Here is a 14,599-nt window from a genome sequence, read left to right on the forward strand (position 1 = left end):
TTACCAAGAAAGCACTGTGATAGTAGATTATTCAAAGAATATTAACTTGTACCAATTTGTAGAATCCGACTCCAAGAAATAGGGGGTTAGACCAACGGAGCTCTGATCACGCTGAATGGTTTGTCAAGTTTGACATCCATTGGAGAATACCTATATCTTCGAGGCAATGGCTCCCTGACGAGTTTGACCGGGCTATCCAGTCTGACCTCCCTGGGCGGATTTTTAACTATATCTAATAACGGTGTCCTTCCCAATCTGGATGGCTTATCGGGCTTGACTTCCATCCCAGAAGACCTGTTTATTCAAAACAATGCTTCCCTGACGAGTCTCAGTGGGCTGGCCAACCTGACCTCCCTGGGGAGAAATTTAACAATAGATGGTAATGGAGCCTTGACGAGCCTAGCGGCGTTGTCGGGTTTGACGACCATCCCTGGCTATATGACCATTCAACTCAACGGTTCATTGGTTAGCTTGGCAGGTCTGAATAATTTGACTTCCCTGGGACAAGCACTAACGATCTATAATAACTCAGCTTTGACCACGCTGGACGATTTGTCGGCCTTGACGTCCATCAGGACGCTTACAATTCAACAGAATGGTTCTCTGACGAGCCTGGCCGGGCTGGATAACACCTCCATAGGCGGGAATTTATTTATTTACAACAACCCCCAGCTGAGTACCTGCGCCGTCCTGTCTATTTGTACCTACCTCAACAGCCCATTGGGAGCGATCACGATTTCGGGTAATGCCACCGGCTGCGCCAGTCGGAGCGAAGTGGAGGCCGCCTGTAGCGTGCTGCCCGTCTCGCTGGTGCACTTCACGGCCAGTGCCGAAGGTACCCTGGCCCAGCTCAGCTGGAGCACCGCCGAAGAAAGTAATAGCGATTACTTCCAGGTGGAGCACAGCCGAGACGGCAAAAGCTGGCGGAGCCTGGGCCAGGTAAAGGCCCAGGGCGAAAGTACCTCTTTGCAACACTACGCCTTCACCGATACTGACCCGGCCCAGGGCGAGAACCTCTACCGCCTGCGGATCGTGGACGCCGACGGCAGCTACGCCTTCTCGCGCCTGCGGAGCCTAACGTTTGCGCGTAGCCAGGAGCTGGTGCTGTATCCCAACCCGGTGACGGAGCGCCTGCTGCTGGACGACTGGAGCCAGGTGCAGCGGGTGCGGCTGTACGGCCCTTCGGGGAAACTTATCCAGGAGCGTAGCCAGGGCTTGGCCTCGGGCCTGGACGTGAAGCCGCTACCGGCGGGCCTGTACCTGGTGGAGCTCACGCGCACTAACGGCAGCGTGTATACCTACCGGATTGTGAAACAATAAACTCTTACTAACCTGATTATGCAAACACCAAGTACCTCCCAAGTACCTGCGCGCAAGCGCTACCGTCGTCCCCAGTTGAAGAAGCAAGGTACCTTGGCGCGGCTGACGTTGAAGTCGGGCTCCCAGTCCGACGCTTTTTCGCCCTACTCCCAGTAAATAATCAGTCCCAAAAGTACCTACTACCAGCCACTGGACAGTAGGTACTTTTAGAATGTCCGTCCACGAATAAAATAACAACCATAACTCTGTTACAACGTAGTATGAAAAAACAACTACTTCTATTAGGCCTGTTGGTGTTGACGCTGACGGCGCGCGCGCAGTGCCCTCCGGGCGATGTAACGCTTGGCTCTCAGGCCCAGGTCAATGCTTTTGGCACCACGTATTCCACCTGCACCGCTATTTCGGGAAACCTTTATATCAGTGGCGGCGACATTGTCAATTTGAATGGCTTGTTGGGCTTGACGGCCATCTCGGGAAATCTTGATGTACAAGCCAGTGGCTCCTTGACGAGCTTGACTGGGCTAAACAACCTGGCCTCCCTGGGGGGGAATTTAACAATATTTAATAACGGAGCCCTTGCCACGCTGGATGCTTTATCGAGCTTAACGACCATCTCGGGAAATAGTAGTATTTCTTTTAATGCTTCCTTGCCTAGCCTGACTGGGCTGAACAACCTAACCTCCTTGGGCGGCGGTTTATTTATATCTACTAACGGTACCTTGGCCACGCTGGATGCCTTGTCGGGCTTGACGACCATTCCCGGAAATCTTGGTATTCAAAACAATGGCTCGTTGCCTAGCCTCAGTGGGTTGAACAACCTGACCTCCCTGGGGGGCAATTTAAGTATAAGTAGTAACAGTACCTTGGCTACTCTGGGTGCTTTGTCGGGCTTGACGTCCATTCCCGGAAATCTTACTATTCAAAACAATGGCTCGTTGCCTAGCCTCAGTGGGTTGAACAACCTGACCTCCCTGGGTGGCAATTTAAGTATAATTAGTAACGGTATCTTGCCCAATTTGGATGCCTTGTCGGGCTTGACGTCCATTCCGGGAAATATTAGTATTCAAGTCAATGGCTCCTTGACGAGCCTGAGCGGGCTGCAGAACCTGACCTCCCTAGAAGGCGAAATATACTTAAACGGAAACGAAGCTCTGACGAGCTTAGAGGCGTTGTCGGGCTTGACGACCATGGGAGGTCTTGTTATTCAAGGCAGCGGCTCCTTGACGAGCCTGAACGGGCTGCAGAACCTGACCTCCCTGGGCACCCGTTTAGCTATATCTAATAACGGAGCCCTGACCAATCTGGATGCCTTGTCGGGCTTGACGTCTATTTCGGGAGGCCTTACTATTACGGGCAATGGTTCCTTGGTTAGCCTAAGTGGTCTGGACAACCTGACTACCCTGGCGGGAAATCTACTCATCTTTAGCAATTCTCAGCTGAGTACCTGCGCCATCCTGCCCATCTGCACCTACCTCAACAACCCGCCGGGTTCGGTCACGATTGAGGGCAATGCCACCGGCTGCGCCAGCCAGAGCGAAGTGGAGGCTGCCTGCAGCGTGCTGCCCGTCTCGCTGGTGCACTTCACGGCCACCGCCGAAGGTACCTTGGCCCAGCTCAGCTGGACGACCGCCGAAGAAAGTAACAGCGACTACTTCCAGGTGGAGCACAGCCGAGACGGCAAAAGCTGGCGGAGCCTGGGCCAGGTAAAGGCCCAGGGCGAAAGTACCTCTTTGCAACACTACGCCTTCACCGATGCCGACCCGGCCCAGGGCGAGAACCTCTACCGCCTGCGGATCGTGGACGTGGACGGCAGCTACGCCTTCTCGCGCCTGCGGAGCCTAACGTTTGCGCGTAGCCAGGAGCTGGTGCTGTATCCCAACCCGGTGACGGAGCGCCTGCTGCTGGACGACTGGAGCCAGGTGCAGCGGGTGCGGCTGTACGGCCCTTCGGGCAAGCTCATCCAGGAGCGCAGCCAGGGCTTGGCCTCGGGCCTGGACGTGAAGCCGCTACCGGCGGGCCTGTACCTGGTGGAGCTCACGCGCACCAACGGCAGCGTGTACACCTACCGCATTGTGAAACAATAATTTCATCTTCATACATTCTACCACCATGCAAGCACCAAGTACCCCCCAAGTACCCCCGCGTCAAGTACCCCCGCGCAAGCGCTACCGCCGTCCCCAGTTGAAGAAGCAAGGTACCTTGGCGCGGCTGACGCTGAAGTCGGGCTCGCAGTCGGACGCTTTTTCGCCCTACTCCCAGTAGCGGATAGAAGGACCGATCCGGAGTAGTCAATAACCCCAAAGTAGTCTCTTTACTCCGGACAAGGGCAGTGCTTCAGGTACTTAACGAGCGAAGTACCTGTGCCCTGCGGAAGCAACGGAACACAAAAAAGCGGAGATGCTACCGGCACCTCCGCTTTTTTATTTAGTGAAGCCAATCTGCTACCAGCCGGGGTTTTGCATGGTTTGTTTTTCCTCGTTGGTGAGGGGGCGTCCGCTTCGCTGAATGGCATCCAGGAACGTTTGCGGAATGGGCCGCAGGTGGTGCTTGTTGGGCAGGGGCTTGGCTTCGTTGTTGAAAGCCGTGGCACGAGGTACCAGCGTCCGGGTGCGGGCGAGGTCTTCCCAGCGCATGAGCTCGCCCATGAGCTCGCGGGAGCGCTCGTTCAGGATAAAATGTACGAACTTGCTTTCGTTAGTGCTGGCACCTACTTTGTCGTAAAACTCGGTCGTGGCGTTGAAGATCTCGTTGATGCTGTTGAGGTGCAGCTGAGTGAGGCTACTGGCCGTTGTTTCTTCGATGTTATTGGACTCATAGTAGGTGTTTCTATCAGAATAAGCCACAAACTGGGCCGTATTGGCCGCGGTGTTATTCTTGTACGCCACGCCCCCATCCACGTAAAAGGAACGATCCTCACCAGCTTTGTAGGCCGCCCGATCCCGTACCTTGTTGATGTACTCCAGGGCTTTGTCATACTGCTGCAAGCGGCCGTAGGCCTCGGCGGCTATGAGGTAGGTTTCGGCCAGTCGAGCCAAAATACCATCTCTTTGTCCAAATTGGGATGCCACGGAAATCCGGCTGCCGTCCGCAAACTTGGAGAGAGCCACGTAGCGGCTGGCATCGTAGTTGCCGTGGTTGCTCAGCATGTTTTCGGCCTGTCCGCTAAAGTACCTCACAAACATGTGCGGGGCGCGCCGCAGAATGTTGGCCGCGGTGTAGCGGGTATCACCGGCGTTGTTAACGATGTAGCGGATGGATTCCTGACCGCCCGTAAATTTAGGTTTTCCTACCAAGTCGGGACTGGGTGCGTTCTCGGCGGTCCATAGGGGAGCAGAGGCGGGGCGGTTAGATAGATAGCTGGTTTTAAAGCTTTTCCAAAAACGGCTATCGTTTACTCGATCGAAAACATCCAGCGCATAGTCGGTAGAGCGCAGCCGCTGAAACTCCCGTCCGCCCGGAATGTCCCGCTGCATGCCGGGTAGGTTTTGGTACACCGAAGGATAGTAGAGGTGAATCTGATTGCCATAGCGACCCTGGGTAGACACGTTGTTGGAGAATTGCGCCGACAGGATAATTTCGGGCAGCGTTTCGTTGGGGCCATCTACGGTGGTGTAATTCCATAAATCACTAAAATTGGCGGCCAGGGTATGGCGTCCGCCGTCGATCACCAGGTTGGCGTACCGGATGGCACTTTCAAGGTCGGACTGTTTGGTGCTGCCGTTCCAGTCGCTGTAGAGCTCGCTGGCCCGGAACAGGTACACCTTGGCTAAAAAATGCGCCGCGGCCCATCGGGTAATCCGGCCCGTTTCGGCCGGAGCGGCGGGCAGCAGCTCATAGGCTTGCTCCAGATCCTTAATGATCTGATTGTAGACCTCCTGGGCGCTGTTTCGTTCAAACTCCAGCTCTACGGAGGTAGAAGGCTCCAGCTTGAGGGGTACCCCCCCGTACTGCCGCACCAGCTTGAAGTAATCAAAGCCGCGCATGAAGTACCCTTCGCCCAGACGGGTGTTGCGGTTGGGGCCGTCGCCGTAGTAAAGGGGGACATTCTTGATGACGATGTTGGCCGAGTTGATGTTGCCGTACATGTTGTTCCAGATCGTGGACACGTCGCCCGTCAGGGAGTTGAGGTTGGCGTCGTACGAATTCCACATTTGCATGGTCCGGTCTCCGCCCACGGTAAATTCATCGACCCCGTAGTTGGTGGTGGTGTAGGCCCATTCGTAGTTAAAATGAAACTTAAGGCTCTGGTACATACCCGTCACCAGCCCGTCGAGGCCGTTGGGCGTTTCAAAATCCTGCGTACTGCGGGCCGTGATGAGATCTTCATTCAGGAAATCTTCACTACAAGCCATCGGAAGCGTTAGTAGCACCGACGCCAGGCCCAAGTGGGTTAAAATACGTTTTATATTTTTCATAAGTACGTGTCTCAATGAGTGATAAATAACAGCGCTGGGTTAGAATCCTACGTTTAGTCCAAATACAACGCCCCGGTTGAACGTAGAACCGCCCAGGTCAGGGTCGATCCAGGATACGCCGGAGTAAAGCAAGCCGGGGTTGTGCATTTGCGCGTAGAGGCGGCAGTTGGCCATCCGGAGCTTGCTGGTGAGGGTACCCGGCAGGTTATAGCCCAGCGATATGTTTCTAACCTTGATGAAAGAGCCATCCTGGTAGTTCATCGAGCTCCGGAACGGATCACCGGCGGCACTGTTGTAGTTGGGCGAGGGGTAATCGTTGGTGGGATTATCCGGCGTCCAGTAGTCTACGACCCGCTGTGAAAAACGGCCTTGCAGGGCCTCGGAGCCCGTCGCGATGGTGAAGCCAAAGCGCCCAAACATAAATACGGCCAGATCCCAGTTCTTGTAGGAAAAGGTATTGTTGAGGCCGAAGGTCCATTTCGGACTAGAATGGCCAATGATTTGGCGGTCGTTGTTGGCGTCGATTCTATAGTCGCCGTTCAGGTCAGCGATGCGGATGTCGCCCGGGCGGAAGGAATGCCCGTTGGCGTTGAACCGCTCGATCTCCGCCTGATCCTCGGCCGTATTTTGCCAAATACCCTCCTTGACGTAGTCGTAGTATACGGCCAGGCGCTGGCCGATAAACCAAAGGTTGGCCAAGTCGTCATTGGTACCATTGGCTAGCCTTTCGATCCGGTCTTTATTGGCTGAAAAGTTCAGCGTGGAGGACCATTCAAAATCCCGCGTGCGCAGGTTGACGGTATTCAGCGTCAGATCTACCCCTTTGTTGGAGGTGGCACCGATGTTATCCCAGGTGGATACATACCCAACAATGGAAGGGATGCTTCTGCGCAGCAGCAGGTCGGTCGTACGGGAGCTGTAGAGGTCCAGGGTACCACTCAGCCTGCGGTTGAAGAGCTCAAAATCCAGCCCCCAGTTCCACTGCGTGGTGTGCTCCCAGCCCAGGTTGAGGTTGGCCATGGCCACCGGGTTGGCCAGGGAAGCGTCCGAAGACACGTAGCCCGCTTCTACTTTGCTACCCCAGGTATAATATAGGGTTTCGATGGCTCCTTTGGTTTGGTAGGGCGAAATGGCGGCGTTGCCCGTGCTACCTACCCCCACCCGGGTTTTCAGTAAAGTAAGCCAGGTTACCGGCTTCAGGAAGTCTTCCTGGTCGATGTTCCAGGCGAAGGCTGCCGACGGAAATACATCCCATTTGTTGCCATCGGCCAGCTGCGAGGCACCGTCCCAGCGGAGGGAGGCCGTCAGGAGGTACTTGTTGTTAAAGCCGTAGTTGACCCGGGCCATGTACGAAGCCAGCTGCGACTCACTCAGGCCGGTACCGAAAGCATCGAGGCTGCTGACGGAGTTGAGCTGGTGCCAGCGTTGGCTGTTCCAGGGTAGGGCCGTGGCCATCATGGTGCTGGTTTCGGTGAGGTTAGAAGAAGCGCTCTGGAGCAGCGTGACCCCAAAATTATGTTTCTCCGCAATGGTACGGTCGTAGTAGAGCAGGTTATCCAGCGTCCAGGAAAAACGGGAGGTTTGGTTCAGCTGGGCGTAGTTGGTAGAGCCCGGCTCGCCCCCGCCCCGGTTCACGGAGTTCTGGTCCATCCAGCGGCCGTTGCGGAGGTGGTAGAAGTCAGGACCAAAATTGACGCGGTACTTCAGACCCTTCAGAATGTCGACTTCGGCAAAAAGTACCCCCAGCGTACGAAGTACCTTCCGCTCGTTGATGTTGTAGCGGTCTTCACCGATGGGATTCAGGATGTTGATGTCGCCGCCGGGCAGGTTGATGCGGTTACCGGCTGCGTCGAAAGGTACCGCGTAGGGCAACATCCCCTGCGCGGCAAAGTACAGGTTGCCGGGGCCGGTGGCGTTGCTGGTAGCGTAGCCGTAGTTCTGGACACTGTAGGTACCGTTGATACTCCCCCCAAACCTCAGCCACTTGACCGGGCTCAGCTCCACGCTAAACTTGGAATTGAAGCGCTCGAAGTCCTGTCCCAGCTGGGTACCATCCTGAAACAAGTACCCGATCGAGCCGTAGGCCTTCATTTTATCGGTGCCACCGCTCACGTTCACGGTGTGGTCCTGGGTTACCCCGGTTTTCAGGACCATCCCGGTCCAGTCGGTAGTGGGAACAAGGCTTCCGTCCCAGGTACCGTTTTGCCAGCCCTGGGCCACGTTGGCCCAGGCATTGGCATCGCCGCCAAAAATTCGTTGATCATCTTGTAGTGTGGGTACTGTCGGATAGCTGCCAGCGCGCCGGTAGGCATCCCGGCGAAATTCAATGTACTGTCCCGAATTCATCATTTGCGTTCGGTCTTGCATGTTTTCAATGGTGGCGGTGCCGATGTAATTCAACGACAATTTGCCACTTTTGCCCTGCTTGGTCGTCACCAGCACCACGCCGTTGGCGCCCCTGGAACCAAACACCGCCGTGGCGGAGGCGTCTTTCAGAATGTCGATCGATTCGATGTCGTTGGGGTTGATGGACTCGATTCCACCCGCCGCCAGCGGAATGCCGTCGACTACGTACAGGGGTGAGTTTCCGGCGCTCAACGAGCGGTTGCCGCGAATTCGGATGCTACCCATCTCGCCGGGCCTTTCGTTGGAGGTGATATCCACCCCGGCGGCCCGGCCCTGAATGGCCTGCAGTACGTTAGCCACCGGGCGTTTCCTGATTTCGTCAGCCCCAACACTCACCACCGAGCCGGTCAAGTCGCTCTTTTTTACCCGGTTGTATCCAATCACTACTACTTCTTCGAGGGATCGGCTGTCTACTGACAGCGTCAGGTCGAGCTCGGACTGGTTGCCTACCTCAACCTCCTGCGAGGCGTACCCGACAAACGAAAAAATCAACACCGTGGAGCCTTCGGGTACGTCAAGCGCGTACCGGCCGTCGGTATCCGTGGTGGTACCCCGGTTGGTACCTTTCACCACGATACTCACCCCCGGAAGCGGTTCTTTGTTCTCGTCCAGCACCCGACCGGCTACTTTCCGATCTACCGCTTCCGCTTCGGTTTCGGGCAGCGATAGGGTACCTGACCGGGCAGCTTCGGACTTCCTGAGTACAATTTGTTTATTCAGGATCACAAACGAAACCCCGGCCGGGTTCAGGATCCGGTTCAGGACTTCCTCCAGCCGCTCGTCGTTGGCGTACAGTACCACCGGTTGGCCTTTGGGTATGAGTTGGGAGTTATAGGTAATCTTCACTTTGGCCACTTTGCTGATGTGGTCCAGCGCACTACGCATTTCGGTATTCTCTTTCGGAATAAAAATGCGCTTGTTAAGCAATTCCTGGGCGGCACCGGCCCAGGAGACTCCTGAGAGCAGTAACGTCATGAAAATCTGTATGGTAGTAATTTTCATAATCCTTAGCCACAGATTAGCGTCATGTTGATTTTTTTGCATAGATTTAAACGTTTTTGTGATTAGAAAAGGCAAAAACAATTCCTCACGCTCCCCGGCAAGGGAGCATCTTGGATACCGCAAGTTGGGGGGATTCAAAGCCGGTCATGGTGCAAACATGCCCGGCTTTTTTAGCGTCCGTCAGGTGGGAGAAAATAGATCTGCGTGCATGGATTTTAGGAAAAAAGTAAGTGAAAAGGTTATTGGTTACAGCCTTTGGAAAGTACCTTGATGCGGCCTTCTTCTACTACAAAGCTGGTGCCGGGCCCTACGGCACTGCACACGATGCTCAGCTTTTCAAACAGGGGTTCATCGGTCAGGTTGGTGGTTAGCTCACAGCCGCTGAACAGCGACTCCTCCATGTCTATGTCTAAGCCGTAGGCTTTTCCGATTTGCCGAAACACCTCGGCCACGGGCGTATCCTCAAAAGCGTAGGCATAGTGGGTGGCCGGTACGTACTGGAGCATGTCCCGCTGATTGATTTCCCGGCGCTTGAAGTGTGCTTTTTCGCGGTTGAAGAACAGCTGCTCGTTGGATACCAGATGAATGGTAGTTTGGTTATCCGCGTTTCCAGGGGTGGCTTCATTCTTTTCCTTCGGTGCTGAAACGGCCACTTTGCCGGTTTTGACCACGACCGAGAAATCAGCATCGGTGGCGTAGGCCGTCACCGTAAAACTGGTACCGAGTACTTTCGTCACCATTTCGCCGGAGTACACCAGAAAAGGGCTGGCGGGGTCTTTCAAAACCTCAAAGAAAGCCTTTCCCGTCAGCTGGACTTCCCGGGTACCGGCCGGGCCGTAGTGGTAGCTTAGCTCGCTGTGGGGGTGCAGCAACACGGAGCTACCGTCCGGCAGCGCAACCGGCAGAATGGCGCTGGAGGTATTCTTTTGAAAAAAGGGAACGTTTTCGGCGGGTACATTCTCCTGGGTCGCTACCTCCGTTTCCGGGCTTGGCGCCTGATAAAACACCAGCCAGCCCAGCAGGCCGGATACCAGCACCACCGCGGCGGCAGCCTGCCACCAGAGGGGCCGCACGAACCTCCTTTTCACCTGGATCGCCCCCATCGTTTCCCGACGGATGGTGTCAAAGTACCCTTCCTCAAAGGGCTCCTCCGTAAGCTGGGTAGCTAACACAATATCCCGCGCCTTCATGGCCTCCCCGGCGTAATCGGGGTTCTGCAAAAGCCACTGGCTCCATGCCGAGTCCTGATTCCTGAAGCCCCCGTCCAGTACCCAGCGTCGGAAACTTTCGTCGGCCAGGTAATCCTGAACTTTGTAATCAAAATAAATTTTCATGGAAACGTTCTATTGCTTTTACAAGGAGTAGAAAGCTTCTCAAGAAATTATACTGGTTTGGTCTTACTTTTTTTTGAAAAAATTCAAAAAAGAAAAAAATCGAGGCAAACGAGCAGCAGAGTAGTGAATTTGTTGGGGAAAGATTCGCGGAGCGAAGCCAGGGCTTCGTGGATCAGGTTGGTGGCGGTCTGGTACTTGATGCCCATGACGGTGGCAATTTCGTCATTGCTCATGTTTTCAAAAAACCGCAGGTAGATGGCTTCCTTCTGGCGCTTGGGGAGCTGGTTGATGTAGCCGTTGATCAGCCGAACCCGCGCCGCTTCCGTTTCATTTTCGATCAGCCGTTCTTCAATGGAAAATTCTGCCCGAAAAGGTAATTCCTCCTCGTTTTCTGACGATACGAAGAGCCGCTCGCGCTTGAGAGCCGTGATGAGCTTTCTGCGCAGGCAGGTAAATAGGTAGGGACGGATCTCGGTCACCTGCCGCAGATTGGCCCGGTACTGCCACAGCTGAATGTACACTTCCTGAATGCAATCCTGGATCAGCAGGTCGTCTTTGACCAGTTTCCGGCCGTAGAGTGCCAGCGGCTTCCCGAATAATCGGATAAGCTCTTCCAGCGCCTTTTCGTGGCCGTTGGTAAAATGCCTCCATAACTGCTCTTCCTCTGTCATTGTGTGCGAATTCAAAAATGGGCCAACTTAGTCATTCAATTTCTTAAAAACAAGTCAGCACCCACGGTGTGTCTTTAGCGTCGAAGCGGCTCCCATCGGGTCGTTTAGGAGCAAAATTCTGTTTTTTAAGTCATTACACTGGTTTATCAAAAGGAGCAAGGCCGTTCAATCTACCCTCGCCTTGGCCAACTACCCCGCGGCAATGCCTGTTTTTTGGCCTTGGTTCTACCGGAAATAACTACCGCCGCCCTTCCCTGGTTTTTGCGCGGAGAGGCCCGCTGATGGGTAAAAGAGGGTCTTTCCGTTCTTTACCAATACCACCCAATAAAAGATGCGTTTTGGTGAATTATCTTGAGTTGGGTTATGTTTTAAGTCTATTAACTTTGTAGAGTAATTTTTGTAGAACCTAAAACCAAACTAACTATGTCACTTCGATTAGGAGACATTGCTCCGGATTTTGAGGCAAATACCACCCAGGGGCCCATTCAGTTTCACGAGTGGCTCGGCGACAGCTGGGGGCTACTTTTTTCGCACCCGGCCGATTTTACGCCCGTATGTACTACCGAGCTGGGCAAAACCGCCCTGCTGAAGGGTGAGTTCCAGAAGCGCAACGTGAAAGTACTGGCTGTGAGTGTCGACGACCTGGATTCGCACCACCGTTGGATTCCCGATATCAACGAAGTGACGGGCTCGGACGTAGATTTTCCGATCATTGCCGACGAAGGCCGCAAAGTAGCCGAGCTCTACGACATGATTCACCCCAACGCCAGCGAAAAAGCCACCGTACGCTCAGTGTTTGTGATTGGCCCCGATAAAAAAATCAAGCTCACGCTGACCTACCCCGCCTCCACGGGCCGGAACTTCAACGAGATCCTGCGGGTGATCGACTCGCTGCAACTCACCGCCAACCACTCCGTAGCTACCCCCGCCGACTGGCAGGATGGCGAGGACGTCATCGTGGTACCGGCCGTGAGCACCGAAGACGCCGAAAAGAAATTCCCCAAAGGCCTCAACATCGTGAAGCCGTACCTGCGCTACACGCCGCAGCCTAACAAATAAGCCAGGTACCTCGCGCCGTTTGGTTGAGAGGTACTTGCTGAAAAAGGGTAGTTCTATCGAAGAGCTACCCTTTTTTTGGGTAGCTACTACCTTCCTTCTCCTATACTTAAGGACTAGCCAAGAGGAGGAGGTCAAAAAAGTACCAACTACCTTACCCGAAACTAAATTGGCCCCAGGTACTTCCCGTAAAGGTACCTTCGCTATTTTTGTGCGCTATGGCGCGAAAAACAGCACGACCAATCAGTAAGAAGGAAGTACCCAAAAAGCCCCTGCCCCGCAAAGGCTGGGCGATCCTGGTGGCCGTAGTGGCTTTGATAGGAGCTGTGACCTGGTGGCTGGCCTACCGCAACGAAAACGACTGGACCTTCATCCGGCAGTTTGGGATCAAACTACCCCTGCGCTACGCCGTACACGGCATCGATGTGTCGCACCACAACGCGCGCATCGACTGGGACAAGCTCAAGAAAACGCAATCGGAGGGCGTGAAGATCGACTTTGTGTACATCAAAGCCACCGAAGGGGCCACCCACCTCGACCGCGAGTTTGCCCGCAACTGGCGCGAAGCCCGGCGCGTGGGCCTGAAGCGGGGCGCGTACCATTTTTACAATCCAAGGGTACTTTCGGGCCTGCAAGCCGAGCATTTCATCAAGCGCGTGCAGATGCAGCCCGGCGACCTGCCGCCCGTGCTCGACCTGGAAGTAGCCGCCGGGAAACCCGACGACATCATCATCCGGGGTGTCCGTAACTGGCTCACGCTCGTAGAGAACCACTACGGCGTCCGGCCGGTGATTTACGTCAACGAGCATTATTACAAAAAGTACATTGCGGGCCATTTCGACGACTACCCGCTCTGGCTGGCGGGCTACTCGCGCCGCCACCTCGATGACCTCGCCGACAACGCCCTGGTCCTTTTCTGGCAGCACAGTGAAAAAGGCTGGGTGGACGGCATCCGGGGCTTTGTCGATTTCAACGTATTTTTACAAGAACCGGAAGCCTGGCGCGTGACGGGCAAACCATAGCAGGTACCTAGAAGGTACTTTGAACCCCCGTAAAGTACCTGGTGCCCATCGACAAATTTGAAGCGTTTTTTTACAGTCGGGCGAAAGGCCGTACTTTTGTGGTACTATGGATCAGGACAGCAGCGCCTCGACGCGCCTCAATAAATTCATCAGCGAAACGGGCTTTTGCTCGCGCCGCGAAGCCGACAAGCTCATTGAGCAGGGCCGCGTGACGCTCAACGGCCGCCCCGCCGTGCTGGGCGACAAAGCCAGCCCGCTTGACGACGTGCGCGTAAACGGCAAGCCCCTCAAAGCCCGGCCCAGGGAATTTGTGTACCTGGCTTTTCACAAGCCCGTGGGCATTACCTGCACCACCGAGCGCCACGTCAAGGGCAACATCATCGACTACATCAACCATCCGGACCGGATTTTCCCCATCGGTAGGCTCGACAAACCCTCCGAGGGGCTCATCTTCCTGACCAGCGACGGCGACATCGTGAACAAGATCCTGCGGGCGGGTAACAACCACGAAAAGGAGTACGTCGTAACGGTAGACCGGCCCATCACGGCGGAGTTTGTGCGGAAAATGCAAGGCGGGGTACCCATCCTGGATACGATTACCCAAAAATGTTTCGTGCGGCAGGAAAGCCGGTACGTGTTTACGATCATCCTCACGCAGGGCCTCAACCGCCAGATTCGCCGCATGTGCGAGTACCTGGGCTACACCGTCACCCGCCTGAAGCGCGTCCGGATCATGAACGTGACCCTGGACAAACTACCCCTGGGCCAATGGCGCAACCTCACCACCGCCGAAATGCGGGAGATCAACCAACTGGTGGCGCAGTCGACCAAGACCGAAGAAGGTTCCTACCTGTCCCGCGCGGGCGAGGACGACCTGGAGTAGGGTAGGTACCTGGCCGGAGGTACCTACATCGTTGATTTGATAAAGTGAATTTAGGTAGTTATCTTAGTGAAAAAGTTCACTACTATGAATCCGGCCTTAGCGTATCGCTCCTTTTCTGAGCAGGAAATCATTACCCATAGTCGACAAGGTATGCTGCGATCCGAAGTAGATCGGGTAGCCGGGCTCGTGGGAATTACCGACAAGGAAATGGCGGCTGCTCTGGGTATTTCGGCATCCTACCTACACCGTTTAAAGAACGAGCAGCGGCTTAGCCAGGATGCCTCCGAGCGTCTGCTCTTGCTGGAAAATTTGCTCCGGCACGCCCTGGATACTTTTGAAGGAAATGCGGAGGTCGTACGTGGCTGGCTGCGTACTTCACTGCGCGAATTAGAATACCAAACGCCCTTGCAAACGCTTGATACCGTGACTGGCTACACGCTGGTAGATCGGGTGTTGGGCCGTATCGACCACGGTATTTTCGGTTAAAGCA

Annotated in this window: 12 protein-coding genes; 8 read left to right on the forward strand and 4 right to left on the reverse strand. The window is 54.9% G+C overall.

The genetic code is table 11. The features are described from left to right. Positions 1 to 273: 273 nt before the first annotated feature. From HNQ92_RS26205 to HNQ92_RS26220, 4 genes are all read left to right on the forward strand, one after another. On the forward strand, positions 274 to 1,320 hold the full coding sequence (locus HNQ92_RS26205) for a T9SS type A sorting domain-containing protein (RefSeq protein ID WP_184179084.1): 1,047 nt from the start codon (positions 274 to 276) through the stop codon (positions 1,318 to 1,320). A gap of 18 nt (positions 1,321 to 1,338) precedes the next feature. Continuing rightward, positions 1,339 to 1,476 (forward strand): hypothetical protein, encoded by a 138-nt coding sequence (locus tag HNQ92_RS26210; protein ID WP_184179086.1) that lies wholly within the window; start codon positions 1,339 to 1,341, stop codon positions 1,474 to 1,476. Positions 1,477 to 1,580: 104 nt separating this feature from the next. Then, complete coding sequence (locus HNQ92_RS26215; RefSeq protein ID WP_184179088.1) at positions 1,581 to 3,404, forward strand: T9SS type A sorting domain-containing protein; 1,824 nt, start codon at positions 1,581 to 1,583, stop codon at positions 3,402 to 3,404. A gap of 25 nt (positions 3,405 to 3,429) precedes the next feature. After that, a complete protein-coding gene (locus HNQ92_RS26220) occupies positions 3,430 to 3,582 on the forward strand; it encodes a hypothetical protein (RefSeq protein ID WP_184179090.1) in 153 nt (50 codons plus the stop codon). 179 nt (positions 3,583 to 3,761) lie between these two features. On the opposite strand, the gene HNQ92_RS26225 is transcribed toward HNQ92_RS26220, so the two are convergent. The 4 genes from HNQ92_RS26225 to HNQ92_RS26240 all read right to left on the reverse strand — a co-directional run bounded on the left by HNQ92_RS26225 (position 3,762) and on the right by HNQ92_RS26240 (position 11,148). Then, positions 3,762 to 5,735 carry a RagB/SusD family nutrient uptake outer membrane protein gene (locus HNQ92_RS26225; RefSeq protein WP_184179092.1) on the reverse strand — a complete coding sequence of 658 codons (1,974 nt, stop codon included), beginning with the start codon at positions 5,733 to 5,735 and terminating at the stop codon, positions 3,762 to 3,764. A 39-nt stretch (positions 5,736 to 5,774) separates the two neighbouring features. Then, positions 5,775 to 9,116 (reverse strand): TonB-dependent receptor, encoded by a 3,342-nt coding sequence (locus HNQ92_RS26230; RefSeq protein WP_221307547.1) that lies wholly within the window; start codon positions 9,114 to 9,116, stop codon positions 5,775 to 5,777. Between the two features lie 266 nt (positions 9,117 to 9,382). Continuing rightward, positions 9,383 to 10,477, reverse strand: coding sequence for a FecR family protein (locus HNQ92_RS26235; protein WP_184179094.1), 1,095 nt, complete (start codon positions 10,475 to 10,477; stop codon positions 9,383 to 9,385). Between the two features lie 83 nt (positions 10,478 to 10,560). After that, complete coding sequence (locus tag HNQ92_RS26240) at positions 10,561 to 11,148, reverse strand: RNA polymerase sigma factor (RefSeq protein ID WP_184179096.1); 588 nt, start codon at positions 11,146 to 11,148, stop codon at positions 10,561 to 10,563. Positions 11,149 to 11,571: 423 nt separating this feature from the next. On the opposite strand from HNQ92_RS26240, the gene HNQ92_RS26245 reads away from it, so the two are divergent. From HNQ92_RS26245 to parS, 4 genes are all read left to right on the forward strand, one after another. Beyond that, on the forward strand, positions 11,572 to 12,207 hold the full coding sequence (locus HNQ92_RS26245) for a peroxiredoxin (RefSeq protein WP_184179098.1): 636 nt from the start codon (positions 11,572 to 11,574) through the stop codon (positions 12,205 to 12,207). 215 nt (positions 12,208 to 12,422) lie between these two features. After that, a complete protein-coding gene (locus tag HNQ92_RS26250) occupies positions 12,423 to 13,226 on the forward strand; it encodes a glycoside hydrolase family 25 protein (RefSeq protein ID WP_184179100.1) in 804 nt (267 codons plus the stop codon). Between the two features lie 106 nt (positions 13,227 to 13,332). Beyond that, positions 13,333 to 14,109, forward strand: a complete 777-nt coding sequence (gene rluF, locus HNQ92_RS26255; RefSeq protein WP_184179102.1) for a 23S rRNA pseudouridine(2604) synthase RluF — start codon at positions 13,333 to 13,335, stop codon at positions 14,107 to 14,109. A gap of 84 nt (positions 14,110 to 14,193) precedes the next feature. Continuing rightward, positions 14,194 to 14,595: a type II RES/Xre toxin-antitoxin system antitoxin gene (parS, locus tag HNQ92_RS26260; RefSeq protein ID WP_184179104.1), complete on the forward strand. Its 402-nt coding sequence runs from the start codon at positions 14,194 to 14,196 to the stop codon at positions 14,593 to 14,595. Positions 14,596 to 14,599: the final 4 nt, after the last annotated feature.

It is taken from the genome of Rhabdobacter roseus (genome assembly GCF_014202275.1).
Classification (GTDB): domain Bacteria; phylum Bacteroidota; class Bacteroidia; order Cytophagales; family Spirosomataceae; genus Rhabdobacter; species Rhabdobacter roseus.